The organism is Butyrivibrio sp. LB2008, assembly GCF_000621565.1.
Lineage (GTDB): Bacteria > Bacillota > Clostridia > Lachnospirales > Lachnospiraceae > Butyrivibrio.
The window spans coordinates 78,772-97,244 of the sequence record NZ_JHXZ01000016.1; the positions used below are offsets into that span (position 1 = coordinate 78,772).

Here is an 18,473-nt window from a genome sequence, read left to right on the forward strand (position 1 = left end):
GTTAACAACAAACAGCCCACTATACAGATAATAATTATTCCAATCCAAAATCTGCTATCATCACAGGCTTTCCAGAGATAGAAAACGCGGGGACAAATGGGGATGGACTACCATAGTAGGCGTCAAATTCTTGCGCAATCTTATCTGCGTCCTGTGGCTTTGATGATATAAAATGCATATTTGCTCTATCTATAATCTCAAATACTTCCTTCGACAAGCTTTCATCTACTTCCTGCCACAAACGCTTATCTTCAGGATAAAAAACAAGCGAAACCTCAATTTTATCTGCAGCATCTTCCAGAACTTTAAACTTTTTATTTAATGCCTCCGCCAAAGGCACGCTGCGTTCTTTAGACTCAACCAGCTCATTTGCACCTATGCACACAAGAAGCTTCTTTTTCCTGCTGTTCTGCGTTTCACCAACACCCTTATCGGCACACTTCTTCGCATCCACAGGATTCTTCTCCGACTCCGCCACCACGATCTTATCTTCCCACACATCCGCAGTATCTTTTCCCGCAAAAGAAGTAAGCGCATCCACATACAATCTCTTGATATTATCTGACTGAACAATGACCTTGTCAGCGCAAATCACACCGGGAGCAGTTACATAGTGGCCCAAATTGTACATGTCACAGCCGTCATTTTCTGAGAACTCCGATGTAGGCGCAATAGGAACATATACAACTTCATCCGCATACTTACGGACATTGCTTGCATAGAAATATGGCGGAACCGTAAGGCAGGGATTGACCTCATCGTACGGGTTCTGGATATATACTCTGTCGGGCGCATGCATACCAAGGTCGTATTCCCTGAAGTCGGTACACTCTACATTCTCCGGATACTCATTTAAATGTGCAGACTCTACAATCTCATCATCCGTCATGTTTATCATGCCGTCGAAGCTCTTTTTCATAACAGGAAGTGGAACTACGTATACATCGGTATCGGGTGTCTTTAATTCCTTCTCGTATAAGCATTCAAAGGCACTCCACTCCTTTGTTCCTATAGCAAGGAACAGAACTTCTTTTCTGCTCAGAATATTATCATTCACAGACTGAATAGCCTTGTTTAAAGCGTCTTTACTCTTAGCAAAGCCATTTCCGAGGCCACAAGAAAGCGCAACATCGCCGTTCCCGTTCTCTATCTTATCTTTTATCTCAGAATATTCTTCCCAAAGCGCATCGCACAGCGCCTGCAAAGAACCGACAAGTTTCACGGTGCACTCTCTGTCCGTTCCCTTTACATTTTCCACAAGTGTCCCAAGATCCGCCGCAAGCTGCTGCATATCGCCAACAAGCTGTGTAAGCAAGTCAAAAAAGTCTGATGTAGCCGCATCTTCTGCACATATCCGATTGGCATCAGCCAGCATCCTCTCAAGTTCTGCGGTACATTCTTTTGCAACTGTCTTAAGAGATTCGCTTTTTTCCGGAACAGTTCTTTTAAGAAGTCGTCTGTCAAACTTATACCTTAAAACAGACTCGCCCGACACCCTCTCCATTTCCTTCTTTTGCCCTTCGAAGAAAGGATAATCGTGTCCGTCCCAGTTCTTTTTGACAGTGCAGTAATCTCCGTATCTTTTACTCAGAACCTCGTTGTAATTTGCGGGAACAGGTATAGTAGTATTCTCAAAAGGAAGGCGAATACTTTTTTCATACCAGGATTTCTTTTCACCGGCACCGCTTCCATACTTTATTACCCAGGGAAAAATCTGTCCGACACGCTGCGTTTCTTCAGGCTTAACTCTCGCCATCTGCTTCTCCGCAAGGCGATATAGCTCGACAGCAACTTGTCTTTCAGAATCTTTATTCCTTAATAATACGGGAAAAATAGTATTGTACTTCTTCGAAAATTCTTTTAACTTCTGAGAAATTCCTTCGTTATGACCTTCTCCGTCCGCGATGGCATCCGCAACCGCCAGGATATTAAGGATCTCGTCGCAGCGCGCCTTCTCTTTTCCCTCATCCTCATAGAGGTAATCCTTGATAAAGATGTCCACGCCCGCGAGCCACGGAAAATTGTTATGTTCATTAAGATACTCCAAGTCAAAACACATCTTGGAGTTGTTGACGACTCTTGCAAGAAAGAGCCAGTGATTTTCTTTTCTCTCATAGTCGTGGATCACAAAGCTCTCCGGGAGCTCTGCGTCCGCGACTTGTCTAAACTTATCATAATCATCACGAAGCATACAGATATCGAGATCGTCATCCCACGGGATAAATCCACCGTGCCTTACTGCGCCCAGAAACGAGCCCCAGTCGGCAAAATATCTGATTCCATGCTTTTTACATATACTGTCTATTTTACTTAAGATGTCCAGCGTGGCTGCCCAAGCCTGTTTGATCGCTGTAGGTATATAGAAGCCGTTTCTGACTTCATCACGCAGAAAATCAATGGAGTTGTCCATCATTCATCCCCTAAGCTGTTATTTGTCACCGGTGCAACCGCCGCAATCTTTAAGCCCGTTATTTGCAACCGCGTTAAAATCGCAGGTACTGCACTTATCAAGTTCTTCCTTGGACACCTTGCCGTCCCTGTAATCGCGAACAACTTTAAGTTCGTACATTGAATAAGGCTTTTTCATGAAAAGAGCCTTGAATTTGTGGCGGATAACCCACCATGCGGGAACCCAGATGTACTTGTGCATCGCAGGAGATACAGAACCTATCATCCAGCAATCCCTGTCGCAGCATCTTACAACTTTTCTCACCTTCTCGGCCTGCTCGCTGTTCCATAGTTCATCCCAGGTCTGATCGTTGAGATTTCCCATTACTTCTTTATCCTTGGTCCCGTTACAAGGCATAACATCGCCGTAGGGATCGATAAAGAAAGTATCAAAGCTCATATCGCAGGGAAGAAGCCTCTTTTGCCCATAAATATAGTTGATAAGCCCGTGATTAAAGTACGCTCTGAACCACTTCTTGGGGCTCTTCGACTTAAGGAGCATGTTGACAAGATTCTCAAAGTTCTGCGCAACCATCGGTCTGTCTTTGATGATATTCTTGGCTTCGACGAAATAGAAGCTGTTGTGGAGAGATGCAGTCGCAAACTCCATTCCAAGCTCATCGGAAAGTTTATAGAGTTCGCAGAGGTCCGGCGCATTTCTGTCCTGAACCGTCATTCCGAATCCGACGTCCTTCATGCCCATCTCACGGAGCTTTTTGAGCGTCGTATAACCTCTGTTAAAGCCGTCGGGGAGACCTCTGATCTCATTATTGGTCTGCTCAAGTCCCTCGATTGAGATTCTTATTCCGATATCGGGAAACTCTTTGCACAGATCGATTATCTTGTCGGTAAAAAAGCCGTTTGTAGAAATAACAATTCTGTCGCTCTTTTTCTTAAGCTCTCTCACAATATCCTTGATATCTTCGCGGATAAAAGGCTCACCGCCCGTGATATTGGTAAAATACATCTCGGGAAGCTTTTTGATCGTCTCAATTGATATCTCATCCTCGGGCCTTGACGGTGCCTTGAATCTGTTGCACATGTTGCAGCGCGCATTACATCTGTATGTTACTATAACTGTTCCGTTAAGTTTCTTCGCCATTTTAAAAAATTACCTTCTTACATTTATATTCAGCCACATAATTATAACGTATAAATAATATAGTATTACTCTGTATAATTCAAATTGTAGCTTTTATATTCTTGAACATGAAGTTCAAGAATGCATCAACCAAGCCATTTTGAATCGACTTCGTCGATAGGGCTTGGTTGACTCCTGAATCATGTTCTCACGAAATCCGCAGCCAGTGCGGATTTCTGTAATTTCATTTAAGATGTCATGCTATCTTATTATTTTTTCAAAATCCTCCTTCGGATGCTTGCATATCGGGCAAATATAGTCATCGGGCATTTCCTCTCCAACATATTCAAATCCGCAGATAGTGCATCTCCAGATAGTTTCTCCCTTTGGAGTTTCTCCGACAGGCTGGGGCTTAGGCTTGATATTATTCTGATAATACTCGTATGTGCAAGAAGGTATATCTGTGAGAATGTCCATGAATACAGGCTCGCAGATGAAAAGAGTATGGGAACCCAAGTCCACTTCTTTTTCCACCTTAAGTGAAAAATATGCATTGGTGCCCTTGGTGATATAAGGAATGCCGTTGTCTGCGAACTTACAATCGTTAAAGTCCGCGAACTTATCTACATCTCTTCCGCTCTGAAATCCAAAGTGTTTGAAGATGTCAAAAGACGCATCGGTGCTGATTACAGAAATATTGCACTTTCCCGTTTCTTTTAGCATGTCATGAGTCAGGTTTGCCTTGTTGATCGCAATGGAGATTCGATTTGGATCCGATGCAACCTGAACCGCGGTGTTGATGATACATCCATTCTTCTTATCACCGCTTACTACCGTGCATACAAAAAGACCATAAGATAACTTGTACATTGCCTTAGTGTTCATAGAAGATATCTCCTTTCTCCCTGTGAAACCATATGTGCTTGCCCACTTAGTATCTTTATTTGCCGGCTTTTAATTACAACTTTTAATTGCCGCCTTCGCCTTCGCTTTCGTTATCAGCTCCCGCTCCCGCAGAATCCGTGTTTCCATCACCCTCGGCAGGTGATCTCATGCTCTCTGAAACATCCTCTTCTTCGTCTGTTTCGGGAGGTTCCGCATCATGCATTTCGACAATGACCTCCTCTGCACTTTCTACCGAAGCCTCTATATTTGCATTTGAATCACCCGGTTCTACATCCGCCTGTATCTGCAGAACTTCACGTTTTTCGACAACCGAAGTTTCCGTTGCCGCAGATTCTGAGCTTTCTGTTGCAGCTGCTTCCTCCTCAGATTCACTGCCACCTTCTGTGGCAGCTTCCTCTTCCGGCTGTTCCTGCTCTTGTTCTTCCTCTTCTTCCTGCTCTTCCTCGGACAAGACAGGCTCAACCTTCCAAGTCACCCTCACTACCGGATGAACCGCAATATCCTGCCAATTTCCGCCCGGATTACAATATCCGATAAGCCCAAAAGAATACGAGTCAAAATCTATCTCATCAGGAGATCTCGAAAATTCATACGAATAACTTCCGCTCTCCTCATCAATCCTGTAAACATACGCATCATCCGGCGCCTTGTGCATCTCGGTACTTACAGATATCTCTCCGTCCTCCGAAATAGGCTTCTCATTGCCTTCATCATCGACAATCGCAAGATACATACTGCACGAATCCGAATCTCCAAAATCAGTATTTCCGACAATATCAATCTCTCCGCGATTCTCAACGCATGCGCTTATCGTAACCTCGACAGGGACATTGCTCTGATTCTTTACCGTCAGCCTGTCACTTCGCCTTGAAAAATCATATTCTCCCTCATGGTTCCTAAACAAGAGCGTAGCGCCCTCTTCAACCTTACCTCCGCCATATCTGGCCGCATCAGTCTCATAGATCAGATTCTGAGGATCGATAATAAAGTCAAACGGCGACTCCCCCTCCTCACTGATCGTCGGAAGCGCAAGCGACACCACATCTTTTCCATATACTTCAAGAGGCAGCGTAACCGTATCAACCGCCATCGCATTGACAGAATTCACAGTCAGCATGACTGCCGTAGATATTACCGATAACAACGCTTTTATTTTCATCCCTGGATTCTTCATAAGCATTATTCCTCTATACTTAACCGAAAATATTTCAATATGTATATCGGCAGAAAACTTTGTCCTGATTATATTATACGCGAGAGGTGAGGATACGTAAAATAGTTAGGATATGAATTATATTACGTTGTGTGGAGATGCATAAATCCTAAGACTTATCCTTTTTGAAGTATTTGAAGTTGATTATGAAATAATAAATTTTTTTGACTAAAAAAGGACCGAATTAACCACAAAGTATTAATCCGGTCCTTTTCTTCTTTCCACTTACATCACAGCCGTATTATACGGGTGAATCATTTTAATATCATCCGCCATTGATATTCTAAGCTTTCTTATATCTATATCATTTTGGATATCTAAAAAATATCGATCCGACACTCCGAAAAATCTTGCCAATCTCAGAGATGTGTCAACAGTCACTTTCCTTCTATCATGAAGAATATCTTGAATTCTCGATACAGGAACATGAATAGCCTGTGCCAGTTTATAAGCGGATATTCCTAAGGGTTCCATGAATTCTTCATACAATATTTCGCTCATCTTTGGAGTCTCAATAAATGTTTCCATAATAATTATCATCAATATTTTCCAGAACGATGTCAAGCATTGCTCTTGGCGTAACAACAAAAGGTTCCATCGGAAAATGTTTTATATTTCCCGTAACAAGATATGCATCTTCATTTTGTCTTTCTTCCATAGTCACTTCATAAAAAACTCTATCTTTTGGATCAGGCAAATCTATATTCAAAGATTTACCATCAACAAAAACAGCATTCTTAGAAATTTCTTCAATAATATCTTTGACTATATCTTTAGTAAATTTGAACTTAGGTCTCGAAAGCACTTCCTTATACTCTGCGACAATCTCATTATTAAGCACCGGAATAATAACTCCGGAAAATGCCAATTCCAAAATACTTCCCGGAACAGATTTCCAACGAAGCGCTGCTGATACAATTACATTTGTATCAATAACTGCATAATACTTCTTCATCTCTTCCTTACCGCAGCTATTTCAGAATTGATTTCTTCCAAACTCATGTCAGAAATTCCGTTCTCTTCTGCAATTTGACTTGCTCGTTTTAATGCTTTAATACCGGCATTTTCTTCTCTACCATCCATCTTCATAGAAAAAGGAATCCCCTGTTCCTTAATCAATCTCATCATACATATCTTAAAATAAGTCTGCAACGTTATACCTATGTTATCGCATATCTGAGTAGCCTCAATTTTATCTGCATCATCTGCTCTGAATTGAATCAATGTACTTGCCATATATATCACCCTCCTTCTATTCTTATTATATATTGTATGATTACGTTTGTAAACACATGATTACATATATCATAGATTATACATATACCCCTCCCGCCTTACCAGCCTCAAAAATCACCACCTATATACTGATCAATTCGATATAACTGTGGTACAATTAAATCCACAAGCCTTACCAAGAATGATATTGGCATTGAGGAGGTAGAAACTTTGATATTCGAACTAAATTACGCCGATCAAGAAAAATATATTCTTGAAGGCCAGCGTCGTTACAGAGAGCAGATGAATTCTCAGTATACCGCAGGTTATACTGATGCTGAAGAAAAATGCAAAGCTGAGATTGCTAAAAAAGATGCTGAGATTGCTGAAAAAGAAAGACTTATCGCTAAAATAGACGCCGAGATTGCCGAAAAAGAAAGGCTTATTGCTGAAAAAGAAGCTGAGATTGCCGGAACACAGAAAGGATGATGACTATGTTTTTTTCTGAAGAACTGAAGATTCTGGATGATAATACAGTTAAATATATGATAGATCAACTTGAAGAAGAGGTTAAAGAGCAGAAAGCTAAGCTTTCTGAAAAGGATGGCCTGCTTTCTGAAAAGGATGCCACTATTGCTAACAAGGACTCAGAAATCGCTCAACTACGAGCCGAGCTTGAGAAATACAAAAACATGAATAAGTAAGTTACATCAGGGCTGAATTGATTTTTCAATTCAGCCCTTTATTTTATCATTTTTACTCCCGTCTATTCGTACATCACCCAATCACATCCCTTATATCCGTCATCCTCCCAAAAAACGGAATATGCTGAGCGAACAACTTCTGAAGATACATCTGATTAGTGCCCTTCTCCACATCATATTCAGCACCACCCTTGTTTTTCTGTCCTACAGAAAATCTTAAGAAATTTCGACGGTATTTCTTAAGATTTATCTGCTATCATGGAAAAAGTCGGCAGTCTTTCAATGACAATTCCAAGTCGACACCATGGCGATTCGCCAAATCTATAAAAATTCTATAAGTGAGGTATCAAATGAAAAGTAACCAAACAAATCTTTCAAAATTTTTTCCAATGATCAAGACCAAAGAGCAGATACTTGAAGAAATCAATGCAAATGATACGCTTCGTGCAATCTTCAACAATTGGCCGGAAAAACATCAAAATGAGTTTCTGTCAATCTGCACAGGTTCCAAAGGCGTAAAAATGCTTTATGATTGCTACTTCAAAGAGATTCTCAATCCCGAGTATGCTCCTGAGCGTCTGTCCTCGCTTCTAAGCACAATACTTGGAAGAAAAGTCACAGTAAAATATCAGCTGACTAACGACAACACCCGCATCGGAGATGAATCATCCCTTGTTATAACAGACATCGTAGTAGAACTCGAAGACGGAACTCTCGCAAACATCGAAGTGCAAAAACTCGGCTATGCCTTCACAGGAGAAAGAGCTTCATGCTACTCCGCAGATCTTCTGCTGCGTCAATACAAGCGCATCAGGGATCTACGTAAAAAAGAATTCTCATATAAGGATATCGCTCCTGTATACACCATCGTATTTCTCGAAAACTCTCCTTCTGCATTCAAAGAATACAAAGATGTTTTTGTTCACAAATTTTCTACCGTATCGGATACAGGCCTAAAGATGAATATGCTCCAAAACTTTATATTTATTCCCGTTGATATTTTCCTTGAAAATCTACATAATAATGGTATTAGAAGTGATATGGATGCGTGGCTGACTTTCCTTGGCTGTGACGAACCTAAATATATCTCAAAGCTGTTAGAAACACATCCCGATTTCAAGTCTATGTACCATGACCTTTATGGCATATGCCGGAACACAGAAAGGATGATGACTATGTTTTTTTCTGAAGAATTGAAGATTCTGGATGATAATACAGTTAAATATATGATAGATCAACTTGAAGAAGAGGTTAAAGAGCAGAAAGCTAAGCTTTCTGAAAAGGATGCCACTATTGCCGAAAAAGATGGCCTGCTTTCTGAAAAGGATGTCACTATTGCTAACAAGGACTCAGAAATCGCTCAACTACGAGCCGAGCTTGAGAAATACAAAAACATGAATAAGTGAGTTACATCAGGGCTGAATTGATTTTTCAATTCAGCCCCTTATTTTATCATTTTTACTCCCGTCTATTCGTACATCACCCAATCACATCCCTTATATCCGTCATCCTCCCAAAAAACGGATCTTCCACCTTGAGCTTCAAAAAATCTTCATCCTCAATATGAACTTTATTTACAAGAGCCAGAATTTTCTCATCAAGCGTCTTATTTTCTATTCTTGCAGCCTCAGGCACAAGTTCAATATACTTCTCAAAATACTCAATTATTCCCTTCTGTGCTTTCTCAAAGACCTCTATATCTGTCTTGCTTCTGGTCTCCTTAGCAAAAACAGGTTCACCGCTTTCATCAAATTCCTCAAGCTGCGGGGACGGCGCCGTAAGAATAGTTTCCAAAATATAATAATTGTCGAATATTGCACTGCTATTTTTCTCTTCATCAGAATAAAAAGGTTCTATATCCAAACCTTTATCCGCCATAAATTCAGGCTCCAGCTGCAAAAAGTAAAAACCCTTGATGTGCTGAGCGAACAACTTCTGAAGATACATCTGAGTAGTGCCCTTTGCAACAAAATCAAACATTCCGATCGCACCCTCGTCTATATCCAGCTTTTCAATATATTTTTTGTAATTCTCGCGCTGCATCCCGGATTTCCTGAGTATCTCTTCATCGCGCTCAGAACGCGAAAAATTCGCAGCATCTATACCAAATCGTCTCTTTAACGCTTCATCCGCGGATCCGGAATACTTCATGCTGTCCACATATTCTATATCTTCCGGATTTTCCATCCCTGCGCGGATTGCAGCAGTTCTGGACGAAAGAAAATAAAAAGACTTAGTACTCGTCGCAACCTTCTCGTAAAGCTTTATCGGCAGATATCCGTCTCTGGCACAGAACAAAAGCTGCTTATAGCCCTGTTCCTCAGCGCTTCGCTTCATCCACAAAACAAAATCAGTGATCATCGGCGCACAGAAGGAATATCCTATCCCGAACGAATCCTTTACAGATACTTTTTGCGAAGCTTCTTCAAACCAAAACGGACTGTTAAAAACCGATGCGATCAGCATTCCGACTTTAACTCTGTCAGAATAGCTCTTTATCTCATTATCCAAACCAAAGCCGCCCAAATGATCATACAGATCGGCACCATTATATATACGCTGAGTATCTATACCATATTCCGAAGCCTTTTCAATATCCGTCGTTTCATCATCACCGATATGCAAGATTTTCTTCCCCGGATATCTTTCTTTGAGAAAAGAATACAGCCCCTGCGTCTTCGACACTCCATACTCGCAGGAAGCAAAAACCTCACTCACATCACCAAGTCCAAATCGGCCAATAATACTCTCTATCTGCTCTCTTGAATAGTAAGTATCCGAGGTAATGCAAACTGTCTTCCCTGCAGAAATCGCACTTCTGCAAATCCCGCATACATCTTTTCTCTCAATGATAGTTTTTTGATCCAACATCCATTCAAAATCCGCCAATTCTCCCGCGGATACAGAATGTACGCCTGCTGCCTCAAGAAGAAATGCGTATATCTCTTCCAATCTAGGTGCATGATTTTTTGACAGCTCCTTCTCAGCATACAGACGTAGCCTTGCGAAATCAGGAATGATAATGCCCTTTTCCTTAAGCTTCAGATCTATCAATTCAAAAAGATCCGTGTAGCACATCTCGATTCTTGCAATCAGAGTTTCAAAAAAGTCAAAGCTGATCACGTCTGATTTCTCTATCTTTTCCAGAAGGCACTGCACGGTATATCCTTCGAGATTGAAAAAAACATGTAACACCTCATTTTCTGTTAGCAAATTCTTCATATTCAGCCCCACCCTTGTTTTTCTGTCCTACAGAAAATCTTAAGAAATTTCGACGGTATTTCTTAAGATTTATCTGCTATCATAGAACGAGTCGACGGTCTTTCAATGACAATTCCAAGTCGACATCATGGCGATTCGCCAAATCTTTTTATTTCTAGAAAGGAATCATCTAAATGTCTAAATCAAAAGACAAATCTAACTCAGTTACCTACGAAACCGCAACAGGAGAAATCGAATTTACTCTCAGGAGTGACATGATGTTTCACTACGTCATGCAAAATTCAAAAACCGCCTTGACCGGCCTGGTATGTGCCCTAAAGGGATTATCACCTGATGATGTACAAGACATCATCGTCGAAAATCCAATCGACCTCAACAGTGCAGGCAAAGAAACAATCATGGATATAAAGCTCACTCTCAACAGCAGCGAAATCCTCAACATTGAGCTGCAGGTATATCCCGATAAATATTGGATCTCACGTTCAATACTTTATCTATGCAGGGCGTACGACAACATCGGAAGCGGTGATAATTATTCCCTCATCAAACCTACAACTCTATTCTGCATAACAGATCTGGGACTCATTCCGAAAGCGCCAAAAGAATTCTATGCCAAATACCGACTTACCAATCTTAAAAATCACCACCTGTATACTGATAAATTCGGTATAAATGTGCTACAATTGAACCACACAGATCTTGCAACCGAAGAAGATATCAGCAACAATCTTGTGTATTGGGCAAATCTTTTTAAAGCAACCACTTGGGAAGAATTCAAAAAACTTGCCAAGAATCATCCTGACATCGAGGAGGTAGGTAACATGATCTTCGAACTTAATTATGACAATCAGGCAAAAGAGATTCTTGAAGGCCAGCGTCGTTACAGAGAGCAGATGAACTCTCAGTATACCGCAGGTTATACTGATGCTGAAGAAAAGTATGAAACCGTGATTGCCGAAAAGGATAACATGCTTTCCGAAAAAGATGCCACCATTGCCCAAAAGGATGACATGCTTTCTGAAAAGGATGCCACTATTGCTGAAAAAGATGGCCTGCTTTCTAAAAAGGATGCCACTATTGCCGAAAAAGATGGCCTGCTTTCTGAAAAGGATGCAACTATTGCTAACAAGGACTCAGAAATCACCAAACTACGAGCCGAGCTTGAGAAATACAAAAACATGAATATGTGAATCATAAGGGCTGAATTGATTCTTTCAATTCAGCCTCTTATCATTCCAATTATTTTCCCCTTTGATCTTTAAGAAACCTCTCCATAATTTCCGCTATAGCTATCGATTCCTCTCTTGTAAGTTTAAAATCATTATTGCCGTATCCATTTACTATGGAGACAAAATCGCTAATCTCGTATCTGAGTCCATCGCCCTTAAACTGAGTAAAAACTTTTTCATTCTGCGATGTATCCTCATAACAGATCTCAAATTCAGAAGTTTTCCACCAAGGCGCTGTAACCTTTATATAACCGGTTGTTCCCGAAATCACCAACTGCCCTTCCGACTTAACCTTTAGTCCCGTCTTGGAAGTAGCCTGTGCATCTTCATATTCAAAATATGCCTTTGTATAACCGTCTAATCCATTCTCAGTATTATTGTATTTAAAGCGAATATTTTTGTAATCCGCTCCCAATAATTTTATGATAGGAAGAACCGTATAACTGGCAAGCTCTGTAAAACTCCCGCCGTACTCAGTATCCATAAGTTCTCTGGTATTGTCTCCGGTAAGCTTCGTAAAGCAAGCCTCCACGTCTCTTATCTCGCCTATGATTCCGCTCTTTGCCATACCGATCATCCTGATAAATCCAGGAGCATAAGCTGTCTTTATAGCCTCCATCAAGATGCATTTCTTTTCTTTTGCCAAAGCAAACAGTTCCTCTGCATCTTTCTTTTTAAGAGCCATAGGCTTTTCAGCCAACACATTCTTGCCTTTTTCAAGTGCTCTTTTGGCATATTCGTAATGAGTTTCATGAGGCGAAGCAATATATACAGCATTTACTTTTTCAAGTAATTTATCATAGTCGTCCTCATACAGATCAAGTTCAAATTCTTCAGCAAACTTTTTCGCGCTATCTATGTGCGGATTATAAACACCCTCAACATGAACACCACTCACATATCTGGCCTCTTTGACAAATCGTCCCGCTATTCTTCCGCTACCGACAACGCCAAACCGAATAAGTTGAAACTCTTCAGATCTTTTAAGCGTACTGGAAACGCCCTTTGTCCTCTCAAGATAAACAACCTCGCAATAATCCTTGAGATAATCAAATTTTCCAATCCAGTCCGATCCGATAACAAAGGTATCCACATGATATTTTTGAATATCTTCAATCTTCTGGCCCATGTGATCTTCTATTATAATCTTATCCGCAAACCCACTATCACGAACATGCTCAATCCTGTCCATGACAGACTCAACAATATTCAGCTTTCCTCTGGAATTATCGTAGCCTTCCGTTGTTACACCAACAATCAGATAATCACCAAGAGCCTTGGCCCTTTTTAAAATGTTATAGTGTCCCTCATGAAAAAGATCGAAGGTTCCATAGGTTATAACTGTCTTCATCGTATTCATACCTCGATTCCAAGCGCTTTAAATACCCTCGCACTGTTATGATCATCATTGTATTTTTGCATCTTTTCACTTATTGAATGTCGCTTTTCAGCTCCGGGGTCATGTCCTTCAAGGACATCTTTCACAAAGCCGTATAACTCTTCGTAATTATATATTTCTTTGCCGGGAAGATAAGGCTTAACGTCTGGCCAGAAAAATCCACGTTCTTTCCCATAGCTTTCAAGATCATCCAGAGTAAAAGCAATCGGTCTGTCCTTGACAAGATAATCTATAGCCACAGAAGAATAATCGCTTATAAGCGCATCCGCATATCCAAGAATCTGATTGATCTGTATATCAGCCTTGAGCAGATTTTCATTTTCCAACAACTGTATATTGGAAAAATCCGTCATGTCGCATATGAGTTTTCTGTCCTGAAAAGGATGCAGCTTTACTATCATCACTGTATCATTCTCAGCCAGAAGATCATTTAATCTCTTCATTTCTTCAAGAGAAACTACGACCGGCAAGCCCGTCTCTCCCTTGGGCTTTGTATGATTGTGCCTTTCGAGTCCCGGTGTACTTGTATTTCTAAAAGTAGGCAGCCAGAAAACATATTTTGAAGCCGGTCTAACATCCAGCTTACTCTGCCATTCTTCATCCGGATGAAAAATATAATCCACCTTCGGATAACCTGTTACCAGCATCTGATCATCGCGAAGCCCGAAAATCTTCGCATAAGTTCTTGCATACTCATCGCCTGTGACAGTCATATACTCGTAATGCTCTTCGTTAGGCGCAAATCCAAGCCTTGTCTTAAAACCACAGCCATGCCACAACATTACTCTCACCTGATCTTTTCTGCATCCAAGGGCAAGCCCGTATGAATCAGTCATAAAAAAATATTTTGCCAGACACAGGTGGTAAAAGAATCTGTCTCTCTTCTCAATATCCTCAGAATCCGCATCCTCCCAGGACAAAAACAATACATTCTCATATTCTGAAAACTTAGGCGCCCATTGGCTGGGATTTTTCACAATCCACACAAGCTTATACCTTCTGTTTATACCGGCTTCTAACGCGTATTCAAACAAAGCTCTGGCATTATCGTCAAAATCCATTCCGTCTATGTGCGAACTTGCCATCGGTCCACTGCGGAAAATAATAATATCCTCAAGCTTAGCATTTACATACTTAGCCCTATACTCTTCTTCATACTTAAAATCACCCATTACTGTCACATCTCCCGATTTAATCCCATTGCATCGACATACTTCCAAAAGATCTCTTCCTGCTTAAACCAAAAAATATCTTTCGGATCCACACCAAGTTTTATCAGCTTTTCTCTTGCTTCTTCAGAAGTATCCCTATTCTTCATTGTAATTACTATGCTGTCATAATCATCGGGAATAATGTCCCCATCCACATATCCACAAAACGCCTTGTCGCTGCTCTCTACTATATGCTTTTCATATGTTCTGCCAAGATCTCCGCTTCCATATAACGCTATATTTTTTCCAAGATCAGGAGATTTAATCCAATCGGGATCTATCCACATAAGGTTTCTGAATGAAAATCCCATCTGAGTATTTATCCCCTTTATAAGAAACTGCACTATATACAGTTCTGCCTGCGTTCTCATGTACTCGGTAAAATTCTTGTGACTGTACAATTTTCTAAAGTAGTTGTAGACATAATGATAGTTAAGCAAATAATTCGGATCGTCCACATGAAACATAGACTCCCGGTTGATCCTGTAATGGTAATAAGCCTCATCAAGAATTACCGCCGTATTACATTCAAGTATAAAAGTAAGAGAAGTTACCTTATCTTCCGAAACTCTTATCTCATCAGGAATCTCCGGAATAATCTTCTTCAACATCGATGCTCTAAAAATCTTCGTGCACAAAGACCCGCTAAGTCCTTTATCGTGTTTCTTAAGATCAAGTATCATTCGATTGCGCAACTCATCAATCTTTGCGCCAGTATATACTCCTGCCTCCACCGCATCTTTGGAAATATTGGAGTATGAACCTTCCTGCCAGTAATTAGACGAAACCAGATCTGCATCGCTCTTTATCGCAGCATCGCAAAGCCTTTCGTACATATTGGGATCAATCCAGTCATCACTGTCTACAAATCCTATATATTTACCTGCTGCCTTTTCAACGCCCAGTTTTCTGACACTTACAAGCCCGCCATTAGCCTTATGAATAACTTTTATCCTTGCATCTTTTTGCGAATATTCATCCAGCATTTGAGGCGAACCATCCGTAGATCCATCATCTATGCACAAAAACTCAATGTCTGTAAAAGTCTGAGCCAGCACACTTTCAAGACATTGCACCAAATATTTCTCCGTATTATATACAGGAATAATTACTGTTAAAAAAGGTTCACTCAACTATTTTTCCCCACATCTTACTTTAGACTTTCCAATGAAACCTTATACCTTACATAATCAACGAATCTGTCATATGATTCTTTACCGCCCTCAGGTCGCCAGATATCATATTCTTCAAACTCCGTTCTATCAAATATCTCTTTATGAAGCTTACCAAGCACAGTAGGAATTATTCCATACTTCATAGTCCCATCTTCATCACGCTCAATAAGCTCACTGTTTTTCTCAGAAATTGTAAATACAGGAACGTCACACACTTCTTCAACATCTTTGTGTCCGTCAGATACCAGAAAAGCATTCGGCTCAACCGCGTTCATACGCATAAACCTATACGTCTCTCTTCCGATCTCTCCCGCGCCATAAAATGCTACACGCGAATGGTTATTGCAAAAGCCTATGACATCGTCACACAATTCTTTTGCAGAATCACCGTATTCTCCCGATATATCCACACTATACAGTTGTTCTGCAGTAACAAATTTATTTCTGTCTTCGATCAGAACATCCAAAAGCTTTTTAAAATTCTCATAATCCACATCTCTCCAAAAGCTTGGATGTCCCTGCATGACAAAATAAGGGTATTCCTTGATTCTGTCATATTCTTCTCGGAAAAAATCAAGATCTACCACTCCTGTCTTTATCTCATAATTGCATCTCATTATCAGTTGATGTGCTTTAGATAAGCCTTTTCCATCAACCATAAAAAAATAATTCTTTATCTCGGGGAAAAATTCTCTTAAAACACCGACCGTCGTCTCGGTACTGTTATTATGTGGCGAGCCAAAACATATTGCAGCCTCGCCCAAATACTTCTTCATCAGACTCTGTGTCAACTGAATCGATTCTTTCTGAGTATCGGCAGATTCAGATGAAAACTCCGGTTCCGAATGATAATATCCGTGATTCCACAGTTCCGTTCCTCCGACTTTCATATCAAGCAAAGCTGACACATATTCCTTTGCGGGATTCTCCAGGCTCTTTCCTATCAATCCATAACAAACAGGGACGTTTCGCTCCTTACAATACTCATAAAGCGAATAGAAACTTGGAAGAGTCTGCTCATCCAGATCATCAAACTTTAAAATAATGTACGGCATTTATCCGCTCTCCAATCAATATGACATATTACAGATCAATCAGCTCAGATACAAATTTCGCCGCTCTCTCGGCTGAATGACCGTCTTCCGATGCTCCGTATTTATTTAAAAAGTTCTTTACATCATTCGAATAACTATTCTCATCAAAATCAGTTATTATATCAGAAAGCTCCTTGTTATCTTTCGCAATCGCAAAAGGCAAACTGTAATAATCCAATAATAATGCCCTATCCTTTGTGATATATTCATCTACATCCGGAGCATAAAGAAATACCGGCTTATTTACAAACGCTGGTTCAAACATAATACTGGAATAGTCAGATATCAGCACATCGGACGCCGCAACCAATTCTTCTGAATCATCATAATATGAAGCATTATAGACAAAACTGTTTGTCTCAACCTTATTGCTTTCTATAGCCACATCAGGATGAATCCTCAGAAGTATTACCCACTCACCGCCGAATCGATTTGTAAGCGCATCTCTAAGCATATCAAAATCAAGATCAACATCTCTCATATGACCGATCAAAGCCTTTTGATTAACAGATCTAAATGTAGGAGCATACAGAACTGTATGTACATCAGGTCTCAACGAAAGCTTTTCATAAACCTTTTCACGTACCCCTTCTTTAAAAAGCACATCACTACGCGGAGAACCAACCCTTACAAATTCACCGTCAAAATCAAATCCGCTTCGGCAAGTATCCTCATCAAAATCACTACCCACCATGCAATAATCCATTGCATCTGTATTATGGCGATAATAATCATATATACTTTTAGTTTCCATATGTTTAGTCATATGAAAATAAAAACTCTTAAGTGTTATACTTGCCCAATGTTTAACATGTATATATATCTGTTCAGGTCGCTTTACAGCAAACTCAGGAATCATATCTCCGTAAATCCAAACCTTTGCAGTTTCAAGTTCCTCTATATATGCTTTCCAATCTGACTGCGCTATTATCCTAACACCATCTATTACGTCCGATATATTTTTCTCCGTTATCCATACAAGATCGAGATCAGGCCTCATTTCCGCCAATTTCAAAAAAATCTGCTTTCCATGTCCTCCAAGACCGTCTCTGGCAAGTATCACTTTTTTAGAGGATATTTCCTTTTTAAGACAAGCTTTCGCATACTCTTTCTTCTCATCCACAACATCACAAGCAGTATCTGTCTGCTCCTCTTTACGCCTATTGGCTTCCATGTGTAAAAGAGAATATATATTCCGTATACCCATTTCTTTAAGCTGGGCATTTATATCATCACAATATCTGATGCTCGTAATAAGCACCACACACTCCTTTGATATTTCTTTTAATTTATCAGGCGAATTTACCTTCAGTTCTTTTCCGACAGGATAAGAAACATACTCACATAAGCCCCTATCCCATTTTGACGTATCATTATCAACTGCACCCGCAAACTTTACATTGTTTCCACATGCATTCAGTGCAAAATCCGCACCTTCACCTGTGCCGAACAAATATACAGGTGTCTTATCGGCTGCAGCTTCAAATTCTTTCCATGTTTGAGCACGTAAAGCCGCCTCTGATGTCTCATATAATTTTTCTTCAATTGCCTGATCTAAAAAGCGCATTCTCATTCC

At 40.4% G+C, this 18,473-nt stretch carries 17 protein-coding genes; 4 read left to right on the plus strand and 13 right to left on the minus strand.

What is annotated here, in order from left to right:
• Window positions 1–34: 34 nt before the first annotated feature.
• The 7 genes from T356_RS0105990 to T356_RS0106020 form a co-directional block, all read right to left on the minus strand.
• The gene (locus T356_RS0105990) at window positions 35–2,410 is read right to left on the minus strand and encodes a LicD family protein (protein ID WP_026513710.1); all 2,376 of its coding nucleotides are present in this window, start codon (window positions 2,408–2,410) and stop codon (window positions 35–37) included.
• An 18-nt stretch (window positions 2,411–2,428) separates the two neighbouring features.
• Complete coding sequence (locus T356_RS18560; RefSeq protein ID WP_035780545.1) at window positions 2,429–3,550, minus strand: radical SAM protein; 1,122 nt, start codon at window positions 3,548–3,550, stop codon at window positions 2,429–2,431.
• A gap of 240 nt (window positions 3,551–3,790) precedes the next feature.
• On the minus strand, window positions 3,791–4,414 hold the full coding sequence (locus T356_RS0106000) for a flavin reductase family protein (protein WP_026513711.1): 624 nt from the start codon (window positions 4,412–4,414) through the stop codon (window positions 3,791–3,793).
• Between the two features lie 82 nt (window positions 4,415–4,496).
• Window positions 4,497–5,609 (minus strand): hypothetical protein, encoded by a 1,113-nt coding sequence (locus T356_RS0106005; protein WP_155838980.1) that lies wholly within the window; start codon window positions 5,607–5,609, stop codon window positions 4,497–4,499.
• 264 nt (window positions 5,610–5,873) lie between these two features.
• Window positions 5,874–6,176 (minus strand): HigA family addiction module antitoxin, encoded by a 303-nt coding sequence (locus T356_RS0106010; RefSeq protein WP_026513713.1) that lies wholly within the window; start codon window positions 6,174–6,176, stop codon window positions 5,874–5,876.
• A complete protein-coding gene (locus T356_RS0106015) occupies window positions 6,160–6,603 on the minus strand; it encodes a putative toxin-antitoxin system toxin component, PIN family (protein WP_026513714.1) in 444 nt (147 codons plus the stop codon). Before T356_RS0106015 ends, T356_RS0106010 begins: the two co-directional genes overlap by 17 nt.
• Window positions 6,600–6,884, minus strand: a complete 285-nt coding sequence (locus tag T356_RS0106020; protein WP_026513715.1) for a type II toxin-antitoxin system RelB/DinJ family antitoxin — start codon at window positions 6,882–6,884, stop codon at window positions 6,600–6,602. The genes T356_RS0106015 and T356_RS0106020 overlap by 4 nt, the downstream gene beginning before the upstream one ends.
• A gap of 210 nt (window positions 6,885–7,094) precedes the next feature.
• Between T356_RS0106020 and T356_RS0106025 the strand changes: the two genes are divergently transcribed.
• From T356_RS0106025 to T356_RS0106035, 3 genes are all read left to right on the plus strand, one after another.
• The gene (locus T356_RS0106025) at window positions 7,095–7,352 is read left to right on the plus strand and encodes a hypothetical protein (protein ID WP_026513716.1); all 258 of its coding nucleotides are present in this window, start codon (window positions 7,095–7,097) and stop codon (window positions 7,350–7,352) included.
• A gap of 5 nt (window positions 7,353–7,357) precedes the next feature.
• Complete coding sequence (locus T356_RS0106030) at window positions 7,358–7,567, plus strand: hypothetical protein (protein WP_155838981.1); 210 nt, start codon at window positions 7,358–7,360, stop codon at window positions 7,565–7,567.
• Between the two features lie 350 nt (window positions 7,568–7,917).
• Window positions 7,918–8,973 (plus strand): PD-(D/E)XK nuclease family transposase, encoded by a 1,056-nt coding sequence (locus tag T356_RS0106035; RefSeq protein WP_026513718.1) that lies wholly within the window; start codon window positions 7,918–7,920, stop codon window positions 8,971–8,973.
• Between the two features lie 73 nt (window positions 8,974–9,046).
• On the opposite strand, the gene T356_RS18565 is transcribed toward T356_RS0106035, so the two are convergent.
• Entirely contained in the window at window positions 9,047–10,789 is a 1,743-nt protein-coding gene (locus tag T356_RS18565) for a hypothetical protein (RefSeq protein ID WP_051563195.1), read from the minus strand.
• Between the two features lie 173 nt (window positions 10,790–10,962).
• On the opposite strand from T356_RS18565, the gene T356_RS0106045 reads away from it, so the two are divergent.
• Window positions 10,963–11,979: an Rpn family recombination-promoting nuclease/putative transposase gene (locus T356_RS0106045; protein ID WP_026513719.1), complete on the plus strand. Its 1,017-nt coding sequence runs from the start codon at window positions 10,963–10,965 to the stop codon at window positions 11,977–11,979.
• 49 nt (window positions 11,980–12,028) lie between these two features.
• Here T356_RS0106045 and T356_RS0106050 read toward each other — a convergent pair whose 3' ends face one another.
• Genes T356_RS0106050 through T356_RS0106070 form a run of 5 tightly spaced genes read right to left on the minus strand, consistent with a single transcriptional unit; the run spans window position 12,029 to window position 18,464 of the window.
• On the minus strand, window positions 12,029–13,369 hold the full coding sequence (locus T356_RS0106050; RefSeq protein WP_026513720.1) for a Gfo/Idh/MocA family oxidoreductase: 1,341 nt from the start codon (window positions 13,367–13,369) through the stop codon (window positions 12,029–12,031).
• A gap of 5 nt (window positions 13,370–13,374) precedes the next feature.
• Entirely contained in the window at window positions 13,375–14,589 is a 1,215-nt protein-coding gene (locus T356_RS0106055) for a CDP-glycerol glycerophosphotransferase family protein (protein WP_026513721.1), read from the minus strand.
• 5 nt (window positions 14,590–14,594) lie between these two features.
• Window positions 14,595–15,761: a glycosyltransferase family 2 protein gene (locus tag T356_RS0106060; RefSeq protein ID WP_026513722.1), complete on the minus strand. Its 1,167-nt coding sequence runs from the start codon at window positions 15,759–15,761 to the stop codon at window positions 14,595–14,597.
• Between the two features lie 17 nt (window positions 15,762–15,778).
• Window positions 15,779–16,858, minus strand: a complete 1,080-nt coding sequence (locus T356_RS0106065; protein ID WP_026513723.1) for a DUF2334 domain-containing protein — start codon at window positions 16,856–16,858, stop codon at window positions 15,779–15,781.
• Window positions 16,859–16,886: 28 nt separating this feature from the next.
• Window positions 16,887–18,464, minus strand: coding sequence for a CDP-glycerol glycerophosphotransferase family protein (locus T356_RS0106070; RefSeq protein ID WP_197020886.1), 1,578 nt, complete (start codon window positions 18,462–18,464; stop codon window positions 16,887–16,889).
• Window positions 18,465–18,473 lie beyond the last annotated feature (9 nt).